Below are 12768 nucleotides of genomic sequence, written 5' to 3' on the forward strand. Positions count from 1 at the left end.
ATTCAAGAATCCAACGATGTTATTCGATTCCTCTCTGAGGCGAGACCTGTCGCGGACATTCGGCGCCACGCTGGTCGTCATCCTGACCATCGTGTTGACGATGATGCTGATCCGCACGCTGGGCCAGGCTGCGCTTGGCCGCATCTCGCCGCAAGACGTGGTGCTGCTGCTCGGCTACTTCGCGCTCGGCCACCTCCCCACGATGCTGACGCTCTCGCTCTTCATTTCAGTGGTGGCCACCCTGGGCCGCATGTACCGGGACAGCGAAATGTCGATCTGGTTTGCAAGCGGCGTGGGGTTGTCGCGCTTCGTGCGTCCGGTGCTGCGCGTGAGCTGGCCGGTGCTGCTGGTGATTGCGCTGCTCGCCCTCTTCGTCTGGCCCTGGGTCAACAAGCGCAGCACCGAGATGCGCGAGCGCTTCGAGCAACGCTCCGACCTGTCGCGCGTCGCACCGGGCCAGTTCCAGACCTCGCGCGACGGGCAGCGGGTGTTCTTCATCGAGCGCTCCAGCGAAGACGGGCGCGAGGGCCGCAACGTGTTCATCCTCACCAAGCAGGGCGACTCCGAATCGGTCACCTCCGCCCGCAGCGGGCACATCGAGAACACGCCCAACGCGAGCTTCCTGGTGCTCGATCGAGGCCAGCGCAATGAGCAGAACCTCAAGACCGACGAGAAGACCGTGGCGCGTTTCGAGACCTACCGTGTGCAGGCCGGCGAGCGTGCCCTGAGCAGCGTGGAGAAGCTGCCGCCCAAGGCGCAACGCACGATCGAGTTGCTGCGTGGTGCCGAACCTCGGGCCCAGGGAGAGCTCACCTGGCGGCTCGGTCTCACGCTCGGCGCCTGCAACTTGCTGCTGCTGGGCATCGGCCTGTCTGCGAGCCAGCCGCGGCGGGCGAGCAACTGGAACCTGCTGTTCGCGCTGCTGGCCTTCGTCATCTACTACAACCTGATCAACCTCTCGCAGGCCTGGGTGGCCAACTCCAAGATGAGCATGGGCGTCGCGCTGGTGATGACGCACGGCAGCGCCCTGCTGCTCGGCCTGGCCGTGCTGTGGTGGCGCGATCACGGTACCAACCTGGCGTTGCGGCCGCGCTGGCATCGTGCACCAAAGGCGGCTGCATGAAGACCGTACGGCGGTTGCTGTATGCCGACATCGTGTCGTCGGTGGCCTTCGTGGCGCTGGCCTTCCTGTCGCTCTTCTTCTTCATCGACTTCGTCGACGAGCTGGCCGACGTGGGCAAGGGCTACACCGCCGTTCACGCCGCGCTGTATTCGCTGCTCGAGCTGCCGGGTCACCTGTACGAGTTGTCGCCCATCGCCGTGCTGATCGGCACCATCTATGCGCTCTCGCGCCTGGCGCAATCGTCCGAGTTCACCATCCTGCGCACCGGCGGCCTGGCGCCTGGGCGCGCACTCGGTCTGCTGGCCGGCCTGGGCGTGGCCTTCGGGGTGATCACCTTCGTCACCGGCGACTACATCGCACCACTGAGCGAGCGCACCGCAGCTCACCTACAGGCACGCTTCAAGGGAGGGTTCAGCCTGGGTGATTCGGGAGCCTGGCTCAAGGACCGCAGCATCACGCCGCAGGGCGAGCGCTCCTATTCCATCAATGTCGAGCGCGCCGCCGCCGACGGCGAACTGCAGGGCATCCGCGTGTTCGAGTTCGACAGCAACAGCCGGCTGCTGCGACGCATCGGGGCCGTGACCGGGCGGGTGGGCGCCGACGACGTGTGGACCTTGACCGACGTGACCATCACCGACTGGAGCGCCGCTGACAGCTCCACCACACGCGTGAACGTGGCCGAAGAGAAACTCGCGACCTACGCCTGGCCCAGTTCACTCAGGCCGAGCGTGGTGGCTGCCGCCGTGCTGCCCGAGAACTCGATGTCGACACTGGAGCTGTTCCGCTACATCTCGCACCTGTCCGACAACGAACAGGCAGCCCAGCGCTACGAGATCAGGTTCTGGAAGCGCGCGCTCTACCCGCTGGCCTGCCTGGTGATGGTGGGCCTGGCCTTGCCCTTCGCCTACCTGCACGGGCGCGCGGGCGGCGTGAGCCTGAAGGTCTTCGGCGGCATCATGCTGGGCATCAGCTTCGTGCTGCTCAACAACGTGGCGGCGCACGTGGGCCTGCTGAAGGACTGGACGCCCTGGATGGTGGCGGCCACGCCCAGCCTGATCTACCTGCTGCTCTCGTTCGCCGCTTTCAGCTGGCTGGTGAGGTACAGATGAGCCCCTCAGTCGCTACGCTCCTGCCCCCACGGGGCGCCACCCGTCGGGCCGGGAAACCCGTCCCAAGGGTGCTGCTTGATGGGCACTTCGCTTCGCTCGCTTCTTCATGAAGTCCGCCAAGCCTGGGCTCTTGCTCTTTGCACACGGGGCCCGCGACCCGAACTGGGCCCTGCCGTTTGACGCGGTGGCGGCCATCGTGCGCCAACGGCGGCCGGAGATGCCGGTGGAACTGGCCTTCCTGGAGTTCATGGCCCCCACCCTCGCCGACGCCGGCCACCGGCTCGCAGCCCAGGGCTGCACGCGGGTCGACGTGGTGCCGCTCTTCCTCGGTGCCGGTGGCCATGTGCGCCGCGACCTGCCTGTTCTCCTCGCCGATCTGGCGCACACGCACCCTCGCGTCACTTGGCATCTGCAGATGGCCGTCGGCGAGGTCAGCACCGTGGTGCAGGCCATGGCCCAGGCCGCCCTCACATTGGCCGACAGCCACACTCCATCAGACCCAAAGTGATTTAATCCGGGCAGTCAACATACTGCTTTGGAATATGAACCTTCACCAGTTCCGGTTTGTCCAAGAGGCGGTCCGGCGCGACCTGAACCTCACCGAGACCGCCAAGGCCCTGTTCACCTCCCAGCCGGGCATCTCCAAGGCCATCCTCGAACTCGAAGGCGAGTTGGGCGTCGACATCTTCGCGCGCCACGGCAAGCGCCTGCGGCGCGTCACCGAGCCGGGCATGCACGTGCTCAAGTCGATCGAGATCATCATGCGCGAGGTCGGCAACCTCAAGCGCATCGGCGAAGAGTTCTCCAAGCAGGACAGCGGCACCCTCTCCATCGCCACCACGCACAGCCAGGCGCGCTACTTCCTGCCCGAGCCGCTGGCGCAGCTGCGGCGCCGTTTCCCCAAGGTCAACATCAGCCTGCACCAGGGCTCTCCGGCCCAGGTGGCGCAGATGCTGCTGGAAGAAGTGGCCGACATCGGCATTGCGACCGAGGCGCTCGGCGACGCCGACGATCTCGTCTCCCTGCCCTGCTATGAATGGCAGCACGCCTTGGTGATGCCGGCCGGCCACCCGCTGGCGCAGGTGGAACGCATCTCGCTCGAAGACCTGGCGCGCGAGCCGATCGTGACCTACCACCCGTCGTTCAGCGGCCGCACGCGCGTCGACCAGGCCTTTGCGGCCCGGCACCTCAAGCCCAACATCGTGCTCGAAGCCATCGACGCCGACGTGATCAAGACCTACGTGCGCCTGGGCCTGGGCGTGGGGATCGTGGCGGAGATCGCGGTACGCGACGATCCGCCTGGAGGCGACCTGGTTGCCCGGCCCGTAGGCCACCTCTTCGGCCAGAGCATCACGCGCGTGGCCTTCAAGCGCGGCGCTTACCTGCGCAACTTCGTCTACTCCTTCGCCGAGATGCTGTCGGACCGCCTGACCCGCGCGCTCATCACCCGCGCGCTCTCTTCGCAGCAAGGCGGCGCCGACTCGCAGGACTACCAGTTATGAGCACCGTCTTCACTCCTCCTGCCCTGACCAGCCGCCTGCCCCAGGTGGGCACGACCATCTTCACCGTGATGTCGGCACTGGCCCAGCAACACAACGCGGTCAACCTCGGCCAGGGGTTCCCCGACTTCGACTGCGACCCGCGCCTGCTCGACGCCGTGAACGCCGCCATGCGGCGCGGCCTCAACCAGTACCCGCCGATGGCCGGCGTGATCCCGCTGCGCGAGGCGGTGGCCGCGAAGATCGCCCGGATCTACGGCCACAGCTACGACCCCGGCACCGAGATCACCATCACGGCCGGCGCCACGCAAGCCATCCTGACCACCATCCTGGCGATCGTTCACCCGGGCGACGAGGTCATCGTGCTCGACCCGTGCTACGACAGCTACGAGCCCAACATCGAACTGGCCGGCGGCAAGGCCGTGCACGTGCCGCTCACGCCGCGCACCTTCCGGCCTGACTTCGACCGCATCGCCGCTGCGCTCAGCCCGCGCACCCGAGCCATCCTGATCAACACGCCGCACAACCCGAGCGCCACCATTTGGAGCGCCAACGACATGCAGCGTCTGACCGCGCTGCTGCGCCCCACCAACGTGATGGTGATCGCCGACGAGGTCTACGAGCACATGGTCTACGACGGGCTGCGGCACGAAAGCGTCTCGCGCCACCCCGAACTCGCGGCGCGCAGCTTCGTGATCTCGAGCTTCGGCAAGACCTACCACGTGACCGGCTGGAAGGTGGGCTACGTGGCCGCCCCGGCGTCGTTGATGGCCGAGTTCCGCAAGGTGCACCAGTTCAACGTGTTCACCGTCAACACCCCGGTTCAGCACGGCCTGGCCGACTACATGGCCGACCCGCAGCCCTATGAGGGCCTGAGCGCCTTCTACCAACGCAAGCGCGACCTCTTCCGCGCCGGCTTGGCGTCGACGAAGCTGAAACTGCTGCCCAGCACCGGCAGCTATTTCCAGAGCGTGGACTACTCCGCCGTGAGCGACCTGTCGGAAGAAAACTTTTGCCGCTGGCTCATCACCGAGGTGGGCGTCGCGGCGATACCGCTCTCGGCCTTCTACCCCGGCGGGTTCGAGCAAAAGCTCGCGCGCTTCTGCTTTGCGAAGAAAGACGAGACGCTGGAGCTCGCCCTCGCCCGCCTCAGAGCTTGCTTTTCTTGAAGTCGGTGTCGTCCAGCGAGAGCAGCGGCGGCTGATCGGTCGACACATCGAGGTCGAGAGAGAAGGACGGTGGCACCGGCGGCTGATACGGCGTGGACGGCACGCTGGTGAAGGTGGATGCCGGCTGGGAGTCGTCGAAGGGCAGCAGCAGGTCGACGCCGTCCGGGCCGGTGTCACGCTCGGCCAGGTCGCGAGACATCCCGTACAGGAACAGAAGTTCACGGTACGCAGGCACGTCGAAGGTCGGCCCGGCATCGCGGCGGAACAGCGATGCATCGAGCAGTTCCATCGCTTGTGACGGCGAGGCCCAGGCGCGTTGCAGGCGGCTCATCACCTCCGGGTAGCCTTCGAGGCTGAGCCCCATCTCGGGGTCGACATCCCACTCGGGTGCGTAGGCATTGAAGCGGCGGTTGAAGCGCTCGCGCATCCGGTCGTAGGGTTCGCGTTCACCGCGGCGACGGTAGATCTCGAGCAGCTTGAGGTAGGGCAAGGGGCTCACGCCACCGGTGCTGCGCACATGGCCCATCAGCAGGTCGATGGCCGCGTCGTCCTGACCCAGCACCACGAAGAACTCGGCCTGCTGTTCGAGGTCGATCAGTTCCTCGGCCGACATCGGCCGGCGCGGCTCGGCCGCCTCGGGTTCGGCGCTGCGCAAGGGCGCCGGCGTGGACGGTGACAAGGGCGCGAACATCGGCGGCACGGGCTCGGGCCGCGGCGCGGGCATGGGGGCCGACTCGGGGGGCGGCAACGGAGCCAGGTCCACCTCTTCTGCGACCGCCGCTGCGACCACCGGTTCGGCCGCAACCGCCCCATCGGCCGGCGGTGTCCACCACGCCCCGGCCAGACGGTCGCGCCGCCGCAACCACCACATGCCCGCCAGGCCCGCAGCCAGCAGAGTGCACAAGAAGAGCAGCAGGTAGACCAGGGGGTTGGCGTAGCGGGAAGCTTCGGCGGCACGCACGCGCTGCTGCATCTCGAACAGACTCTTTTGCGTCGCCTCGCTGTCGGTGCGCAGCTTGAGCAGCGTGGCCTCCATGGCCTTCAGCCGCTCCTGCTCGCGCAGGCGCTGCTGCTGTTCTGGGTCCACGAACTGCGGCGCTGCACCCGATGCCGAGGGGTCGGCCGGCTCGCTCAGCTTGGTGGCCATCTGCAGCGAAGGAAAGATCAGCGCATCGGCTTCCACCGGATCGAGGCGCAGCACCGCGCCACCCGAGGGCTTCGGTTCGGCGGGGCGCGCACGCGAACGCGCGCCCGAACCCGCAGCGGCCGTGCGCGTCGAGGCGGCCGCTTCGGCGCGGCTGCTCGGCTCCCCAGAGTCGCTGGACCGCTTGCGCGCGCGAGGATTTGAACGACCTGCCTCGCTGGCCTGGGCCGACGGGGGCACGGCCGCCAGCACCGGGCTCACCGACGACTCGGCGCGCTCGGCGGTCCAGCCCTCTTCGGCCTGCGCGCTGCCAGATGCCTCGGCACCACGCACCGGCGGATCAGCAAAGACCATGAAGCTGCGCGACAGGCTGGAGGGGCAACCGACCTGCAGCTGGATGTTCACCACCGGCTCGTCGATGGGAATGGTGGTGGTGACCCGAACCCGGCGCTCGCCACTGGCCGCTGCGGTTTCCAGCCGTGTGCGGACCACGGCATCGGGCAATGTGCGGTCGCCCAGCGTGACTTCGGCCTTGATGCAGCGCGACTCGATGGCCTCGTTGGGGTCGAGGCGCAGGCCGATCGAGAAGTTCAACGCTTGACCCAGCGTGGTGGCAGAACTGACCTTGCCGAACCCCAGCGCCGTCGCCGCACCTGCGCTCAACCCAAGAGCAAGGAACAGCGCGAGCGAGGTCAGAAGTCTCTGCATTCGTTGGGGGCGGATAGCGTTTTGACTCTAGCATGAAGTCCCGTCTCTTCAGAGGCAAAACGGGCCTCGGAAACGCGCAGGCATGCCGCGTGACACAATCGCTGGCACGCGTTTCGCGCGCCTCTCCACCATCCATCCATGCCCTCCGAATTGCACGCCGAACGACGCGACGGCACCCTGGTCCTGAGCATCAGCGACCCGGCTTCGCGCAATGCACTGTCGGAGCAGGTGTTCGCAGCCGGCGTCGAAGCACTCGAAGTGGCCGAGGCCGACGACACCGTGCGCTGCGTGGTCTTGCGGGGCGACGGCGCGCACTTCAGCGCCGGTGGCGACCTGCATGACCTCAAGGCCAACCGAGCCGCCGAACCCTCGGCGCAAGACGGCATGCTGCAGGGCTTCCACGACTTCATCGAGGTGATCCGCGTCTTCCCGAAGCCGGTGATCGCCGCCGTCGAAGGTGCGGCCGCGGGCGGTGGCTTCTCGCTGGCGTTGGCCTGCGACCTCATCGTCGCCGCAGAGAACGCGAAGTTCGTCATGGCCTATGGCCGCATCGGCCTCTCGCCCGATGGCGGCGGCAGCTGGCACCTCATGCAGCGCATGCCGCGCAGCCTGGTGTTGCAACTGCTGTGGCTCTCGGAACCCGTCACCGCGCAACTGCTTCACGCACACGGCATCGTCAACTGGGTGACACCGAGCGGCCATGCCTTGACCCAAGCGCTGGAGGTAGCCGAGCGCCTGGCGCAATGCGCGCCGAACGCCATCGCCAGCGCCAAGGACCTCGTCAACCAGTGGCCCGAGCGCAGCCTCGCGCAGCAGCTCGATGCCGAGCGCGCGCACTTCCTCGACAACTTCTTCCACGCCAATGGCGGCGAAGGCATCCAGTCCTTTCTGGACAAGCGGCCCGCGCGTTTTAGCTGACAGCTGAGTGCCCATTCGTCTGTCGCGTCAGAGACCCAACATGAGCAACCCCGTTCTTACAATCGAAGAGCAGTCCAACATCGAGTCTGGCTCGTGGTTCTCCAAACTTTCACAGCCTTTGCGCGAAGCCATCCTTTCGAGGTCGCATGTGCGGCGTCTGGCAGACGGCGCGATGCTGTCGTCGCGCGGCGCAGCACCCGACTCGTGGTGCGGCGTGGCCAAGGGTGCGGTGCGCGTGAGCTCGGTATCGCTCTCGGGCAAGGAGATCGTGCTCACCTATGTGGAACCCGGCGTGTGGTTCGGCGACATCTCGCTGTTCGACAACTTCCCGCGCACGCACGACTCCAATGCGCATGGCGAGACCACGCTGCTGGTGGTGCGCAAGGCCGACTTCCACGAACTGCTGTCGCAGCACCCCGAACTCTACGAAGCTCTGCTGCGCCTGAACTGCCGGCGCCTGCGCCTGATGTTCGACATGATCGAAGACCTCAACACCCGCCCCTTGTCGGCACGCCTGGCCAAGCAGATCCTGCTGCTGGCACGCGGCTACGGCGTCAAGCAGGGCGACGAGACGCGGATCGGCCTGCAGCTCGCCCAGGAAGACCTGGCCCAGCTGCTGGGCGCCTCGCGCCAGCGCGTGAACCAGGAGCTGAAAGGCTTCGAGCGCGATGGCGCCGTGCGCATCGAGCCGACCCGGCTTGTGGTGATCTCCAAAGACAAGCTGCTCGCACTCGCCGAGCGCTGACTCCCCCTTTCCCAGCGTTTCGTCTGCACAGCGTTGCGCGCCGCATGGCGCACAGCGCGGGGCAAACGCGCCCTCACACAACCTACTAGGAGACCGGCATGGACTTTGGTTACTCCCCCCGCACCCAGGAACTCCAGGCGAAGCTTCTGCGCTTCATGGACGACTACATCTACCCGGCCGAGTCGCGCTACGAAGCAGAGATCGAAGCCAACACGAAAGCCGGCAAGCGCTGGACGCCGCTCAAGCTGATCGAGGAGCTCAAGCTCAAGGCGCGCGAGCAAGGCCTGTGGAACCTCTTCCTCCCGCCCAGCGCCGACGGCTCGGTGCGCGAAGCCGAATACGGCCCCGGCCTGTCGAACCAGGAATACGCGCCTCTGGCCGAGATCATGGGCCGTGTGATGTGGTCGAGCGAGGTCTTCAACTGCTCGGCGCCCGACACCGGCAACATGGAGACCATCATTCGCTACGGCTCGGCCGAGCACAAGAAGCGCTGGGCCGAACCGCTGCTCGACGGCAAGATCCGCAGCGCCTTTGCCATGACCGAACCCGCGGTGGCTTCGTCCGACGCAACCAACATCGAATCACGCATCGAGCGGCAAGGCGATGACTACGTCATCAACGGGCGCAAATGGTGGATCTCGGGCGCCGGCGACCCGCGCTGCGCGGTCTACATCTTCATGGGCAAGACCGACCTGACGGCGCCGCGCCACAGCCAGCAGTCGATGATCCTGGTGCCGGCCGACACCAAGGGCATCACCGTGATCCGCCCCCTGCCCGTCTTCGGCTACGACGATGCGCCGCACGGCCATTGCGAGATCCTGTTCGAGAACGTGCGCGTGCCGGCCAGCAACATCCTGCTCGGCGAGGGCCGTGGCTTTGAGATCGCCCAGGGCCGCCTCGGCCCAGGCCGCATCCACCACTGCATGCGCCTGATCGGCCTGGCCGAGCGCGCCCTCGAGCTGATGTGCAAGCGCGCCAGCAAGCGCGTGGCCTTCGGCCGCACCGTCGCCGAGCAGGGCGTGACGCGCGAGCGCATCGCCGAAGCGCGCTGCATGATCGAGCAGGCCCGATTGCTCACGCTCAAGTCGGCCTGGATGATGGACGTGGCTGGCAACAAGACGGCCAAGGCCGAGATCGCCATGATCAAGGTGGTGGCGCCCAGCATGGCCTGCCAGGTGATCGACTGGGCGATGCAGGTCCACGGCGGCGGCGGCGTGTCGGACGACTTCCCGCTCGCCTACTTCTACGCCATGGCACGCACGCTGCGCTACGCCGACGGCCCAGACGAAGTGCACCGCAACGCCATCGCCAAGATGGAGCTCGGGCGCTACGCCTGAGCCCGGCAAAAACCCCGGAGGCTCAGCGCCTCTTGGGGTCGTCTTCGAGGCCGAGTTGGGTCTGCCAGGCAGTGGAGCCGGTGGACGACCAATCGCTCCCCTTCTCTGCCCCCAGGCCCGCCACTCGCAGAGCCTGCAGCACCGCCGTTTCGAAGACGCCAATCGATTGCCCGATGTGCGCGACATCGGGCTCGGGCATCTGCATGCGCAGATAGGCGCGGCCACGCAGCAGCATCAGCACGAAAGGCGGCTCGCCCTTCAGGAAGCCGGCAGCCGCCTCTTCCATCTGATGCGCCAGCGCACCCTCGACCCAGCTCTCCGCCTCGGCCGACACGTTGCCTACGAGCGCGAACCGCATGCGAACCTCTTTCGAGGCCTTGTACGGCACCTTGGAAAACATGGCGAGCCAGCGCATCTCTTCGGGGGTGTTCGAGTCGATCACCGTCTGCGTGCTTTCGGTGAAACGCTCGAAAGTCTGCCGCTCCAGCGTTTCGAGCAATGGTTGCGAGATCAGCAACATCTGCAGATTGGGCGAGAGGCCGAGTTCCATGCGCAGGCGCAACTCGTTGCCTTCGATGTAGTTGCGCTGCGGCGGGCCCCATTCCAAGCGCCAGGGCTTGCTTTCCATGCCCCCGACCAGGGCAAAGCCGGTGCCTTCGCTTTCGCGCTTGAACGCCAGCTTGTTGCGCTTGGCCCATTCAGACACTTCACGCCATTCGGGCCCGGGAGGGGGGCGCGAGATCAGCTTCTTGAAAGCGTCAAGCATGATGAGGTGGCATCAACTAGAGTGGCACACACGGCGCGTGCCGCGATGAGAGGAGCATGGCGATGATCGAAGTGTATTCGTGGCCCACACCCAATGGCCACAAGGTTCACATCATGCTCGAAGAATGTGGGCTCGCCTACCGCGCCCACCCCGTGAACATCGGGGCCGGCGACCAGTTCAAGCCCGAGTTTCTGGCCATCAGCCCCAACAACAAGATCCCCGCGATCACCGACCCCGACGGGCCCGAGGGCAAGCCAATCTCCCTCTTCGAATCCGGCGCGATTCTTCTGTACCTGGCCGGCAAGACGGGCAAGTTCCTGCCGGAGTCCGTGACGGCCCGCTACGAGGTGCTGCAGTGGCTGATGTTCCAGATGGGTGGCGTCGGCCCCATGCTGGGCCAGGCGCACCACTTCCGCATCTACGCGCCGGAGAAGATCGAGTACGCGATCAACCGCTACACGAACGAGGCGAAGCGGCTCTACGGTGTGATGGACAAACGCCTGTCCAAGAGCAAGTACATCGCCGGCCCGGACTACACCATTGCCGACATCGCCGTCTTCCCCTGGTTGCGATCGTGGAAGAACCAGGGCATCGACTGGGCCGACTACCCCCACCTCAAGGGCTGGTTCGACGAGATCGCCGGCCGGCCGGCCGTGCAGCGGGGCGTCGAGGTGCTGGCCGACCTGCGAAAACCCCTGGTCGACACGCAGGCGCGCGAGGCTCTTTTCGGGGCGCAGCAGTACAAAAGACACTGATCCCGCCCCGGGACACCCCTGAACCAAGGTAGGCAGTCCGGGCCGGAAAGCCCGCGAAGCGCGGCAAAATACACACTTTCGCCCGTCTGGGTGCTGCGTTTGCCCGCTTGCCGCGATGAACCTGTCTGAACCGCTTCAGCCGCCTGGCCAGTTTCCCGTAGGAGCTGGGCATGCGCTCGCGCCGGGCGCCATGCTGGAAGACTTTCAGATCACGCAGCTTCTCGGTCTCACGAGCTTCGGCGCGCTGTACCTTGCCACGAACGTGAACGACGGCAACACGGTCGCCATCAAGGAGTACCTGCCCTCTGCCATCGCGACCCGCCAGGTCGATGGTGTCGTCGAACTGCTCGACCCTTCGCACGCCACAGCCTTCCAGCGCGGACTGGAGGCGTTTGCTGCCGAAGCCCTCACGCTCTCGCAGTACGACCACCCCAACCTGCTGCGCGTGAGCTGCGTCTGGGAAGCAAACGGCACCATCTACCGCGCCATGCCGTATCTGGTGGGAAGCACCCTGCTGGCCAGGCGCTCCAGCGCCAGCGCGCCGGCCAGCCAGGCTGAGCTGCAGGTCTTGCTCGATGGCCTGCTGAACGCGCTGCGCGTGCTCAATGGCTCCGGCCTTGCGCACGGACAGATCGAACCCATCAACATCTTCGTGCCCGACGACGGCCACCCGGTGCTGATGGACTTCGACGCCGTTCACCACGCGGTGATGAGCGACGTGCGCTTCCCCTACATCGACGCCTATGCCGACCCGGCCAAGATCCAGCAAACGATGGTCGACGACCTGCACGCCGTCGCGGCGGTGCTGCACTTTGCGATCAGCGCCCACTGGGCGGCTCCTACAGCCTCGACGCGCTACGAGCCGCTGGCCGACGTGCTGACCCGGCTCAAGGACAGTGCCTCGGCCTTGGGGTATCACCCCGACTTCCTCGGTGGCATCGATGCGGCCCTTGCCGCGGCGCCAAAGGATCGACCGCGCACCGAGGCGGAGTTCCGTGCCCTTTTCGAGCCCAAGCCTCAGCCGGTGCCGCCCACCGCCGAAGAGAAGCCCCACGCCGCCGCGGCCGAGCCCGAGGAGCCAGAGCCGCCCACCCCCGCGGCCAAGCCCACCCGAGCGCCCAAGCGCGCGCCCGTGCAAGCCCCGCAGAGCGAGTACCCGTTGAATTCATCCGAGAGCGTGCTGGCGCTTCTTGCAAAGTTCGACAACCGGCCGTCCGACTGGATTGACGACATCGAACCCTTCCAAGCCCCGGTGCTGCCCACGCTGACCGAAGAAGCCGAGCCGAGCCTGCCACCCCTGCGCGAGAACCCGTTCGACGCCATGGAGTCGGCCGACGAGCAATTGCCGCAGAACGCGACGGGCTACATCCCTTTGGCATACACCCCGATGCCTCGGGTACCGGTGAACCGCTGGCAGCGCCTCAAGCTGATCGCCGGGCTGTGCGCCGTGGTGCTGGCATGCCTGGGTGCGCTGGGCTGGCTGCTGTTTGCTTGA

The 12768-nt window shown here is 66.6% G+C and carries 12 protein-coding genes; 10 read left to right on the forward strand and 2 right to left on the reverse strand.

Annotation, left to right across the window (positions count from 1 at the left end; genetic code table 11):
- The first annotated feature begins 16 nt into the window (after positions 1-16).
- From lptF to VFL64_RS11875, 5 genes are all read left to right on the forward strand, one after another.
- Positions 17-1123 (forward strand): LPS export ABC transporter permease LptF, encoded by a 1107-nt coding sequence (lptF, locus tag VFL64_RS11855; protein ID WP_489540583.1) that lies wholly within the window; start codon positions 17-19, stop codon positions 1121-1123.
- The gene (gene lptG, locus VFL64_RS11860; protein WP_489540584.1) at positions 1120-2232 is read left to right on the forward strand and encodes an LPS export ABC transporter permease LptG; all 1113 of its coding nucleotides are present in this window, start codon (positions 1120-1122) and stop codon (positions 2230-2232) included. Before lptF ends, lptG begins: the two co-directional genes overlap by 4 nt.
- A 106-nt stretch (positions 2233-2338) precedes the next feature.
- Positions 2339-2740: a sirohydrochlorin chelatase gene (locus VFL64_RS11865; RefSeq protein ID WP_489540585.1), complete on the forward strand. Its 402-nt coding sequence runs from the start codon at positions 2339-2341 to the stop codon at positions 2738-2740.
- A gap of 34 nt (positions 2741-2774) precedes the next feature.
- Positions 2775-3734, forward strand: a complete 960-nt coding sequence (locus VFL64_RS11870) for a CysB family HTH-type transcriptional regulator (protein WP_489540586.1) — start codon at positions 2775-2777, stop codon at positions 3732-3734.
- A complete protein-coding gene (locus VFL64_RS11875; protein ID WP_489540587.1) occupies positions 3731-4900 on the forward strand; it encodes a pyridoxal phosphate-dependent aminotransferase in 1170 nt (389 codons plus the stop codon). Before VFL64_RS11870 ends, VFL64_RS11875 begins: the two co-directional genes overlap by 4 nt.
- Here the strand turns inward: VFL64_RS11875 and VFL64_RS11880 are convergent.
- Complete coding sequence (locus VFL64_RS11880) at positions 4881-6752, reverse strand: type IV pilus assembly protein FimV (RefSeq protein WP_489540588.1); 1872 nt, start codon at positions 6750-6752, stop codon at positions 4881-4883. The two genes, VFL64_RS11875 and VFL64_RS11880, sit on opposite strands and share 20 nt — an antisense overlap.
- A gap of 138 nt (positions 6753-6890) precedes the next feature.
- On the opposite strand from VFL64_RS11880, the gene VFL64_RS11885 reads away from it, so the two are divergent.
- The 3 genes from VFL64_RS11885 (at position 6891) to VFL64_RS11895 (ending at position 9752) form a co-directional block, all read left to right on the forward strand.
- A complete protein-coding gene (locus tag VFL64_RS11885) occupies positions 6891-7670 on the forward strand; it encodes an oxepin-CoA hydrolase, alternative type (RefSeq protein WP_489540589.1) in 780 nt (259 codons plus the stop codon).
- Positions 7671-7710: 40 nt separating this feature from the next.
- Complete coding sequence (locus VFL64_RS11890) at positions 7711-8415, forward strand: Crp/Fnr family transcriptional regulator (protein ID WP_489540590.1); 705 nt, start codon at positions 7711-7713, stop codon at positions 8413-8415.
- Positions 8416-8513: 98 nt separating this feature from the next.
- Positions 8514-9752, forward strand: a complete 1239-nt coding sequence (locus VFL64_RS11895; RefSeq protein WP_489540591.1) for an acyl-CoA dehydrogenase family protein — start codon at positions 8514-8516, stop codon at positions 9750-9752.
- A gap of 22 nt (positions 9753-9774) precedes the next feature.
- Here the strand turns inward: VFL64_RS11895 and VFL64_RS11900 are convergent, their stop codons facing one another.
- Positions 9775-10518 carry a hypothetical protein gene (locus tag VFL64_RS11900; RefSeq protein ID WP_489540592.1) on the reverse strand — a complete coding sequence of 248 codons (744 nt, stop codon included), beginning with the start codon at positions 10516-10518 and terminating at the stop codon, positions 9775-9777.
- 62 nt (positions 10519-10580) lie between these two features.
- On the opposite strand from VFL64_RS11900, the gene VFL64_RS11905 reads away from it, so the two are divergent.
- Together VFL64_RS11905 and VFL64_RS11910 are read left to right on the forward strand one after the other, a co-directional pair.
- Positions 10581-11273 carry a glutathione binding-like protein gene (locus VFL64_RS11905; RefSeq protein WP_489540602.1) on the forward strand — a complete coding sequence of 231 codons (693 nt, stop codon included), beginning with the start codon at positions 10581-10583 and terminating at the stop codon, positions 11271-11273.
- Positions 11274-11463: 190 nt separating this feature from the next.
- On the forward strand, positions 11464-12768 hold the full coding sequence (locus VFL64_RS11910; protein WP_489540593.1) for a protein kinase domain-containing protein: 1305 nt from the start codon (positions 11464-11466) through the stop codon (positions 12766-12768).

This window comes from Rhizobacter sp. (genome assembly GCF_035702065.1).
GTDB lineage: Bacteria > Pseudomonadota > Gammaproteobacteria > Burkholderiales > Burkholderiaceae_C > Rhizobacter.

Bases quoted from the DNA above. Each gene is read 5' to 3' on its own strand.
- lptF (WP_489540583.1), top strand. From the start codon at position 17: ATGTTATTCGATTCCTCTCTGAGGCGAGACCTGTCGCGGACATTCGGC.
- lptG (WP_489540584.1), top strand. From the start codon at position 1,120: ATGAAGACCGTACGGCGGTTGCTGTATGCCGACATCGTGTCGTCGGTG.
- VFL64_RS11865 (WP_489540585.1), top strand. From the start codon at position 2,339: ATGAAGTCCGCCAAGCCTGGGCTCTTGCTCTTTGCACACGGGGCCCGC.
- VFL64_RS11870 (WP_489540586.1), top strand. From the start codon at position 2,775: ATGAACCTTCACCAGTTCCGGTTTGTCCAAGAGGCGGTCCGGCGCGAC.
- VFL64_RS11875 (WP_489540587.1), top strand. From the start codon at position 3,731: ATGAGCACCGTCTTCACTCCTCCTGCCCTGACCAGCCGCCTGCCCCAG.
- VFL64_RS11880 (WP_489540588.1), bottom strand. From the start codon at position 6,752: ATGCAGAGACTTCTGACCTCGCTCGCGCTGTTCCTTGCTCTTGGGTTG.
- VFL64_RS11885 (WP_489540589.1), top strand. From the start codon at position 6,891: ATGCCCTCCGAATTGCACGCCGAACGACGCGACGGCACCCTGGTCCTG.
- VFL64_RS11890 (WP_489540590.1), top strand. From the start codon at position 7,711: ATGAGCAACCCCGTTCTTACAATCGAAGAGCAGTCCAACATCGAGTCT.
- VFL64_RS11895 (WP_489540591.1), top strand. From the start codon at position 8,514: ATGGACTTTGGTTACTCCCCCCGCACCCAGGAACTCCAGGCGAAGCTT.
- VFL64_RS11900 (WP_489540592.1), bottom strand. From the start codon at position 10,518: ATGCTTGACGCTTTCAAGAAGCTGATCTCGCGCCCCCCTCCCGGGCCC.
- VFL64_RS11905 (WP_489540602.1), top strand. From the start codon at position 10,581: ATGATCGAAGTGTATTCGTGGCCCACACCCAATGGCCACAAGGTTCAC.
- VFL64_RS11910 (WP_489540593.1), top strand. From the start codon at position 11,464: ATGCTGGAAGACTTTCAGATCACGCAGCTTCTCGGTCTCACGAGCTTC.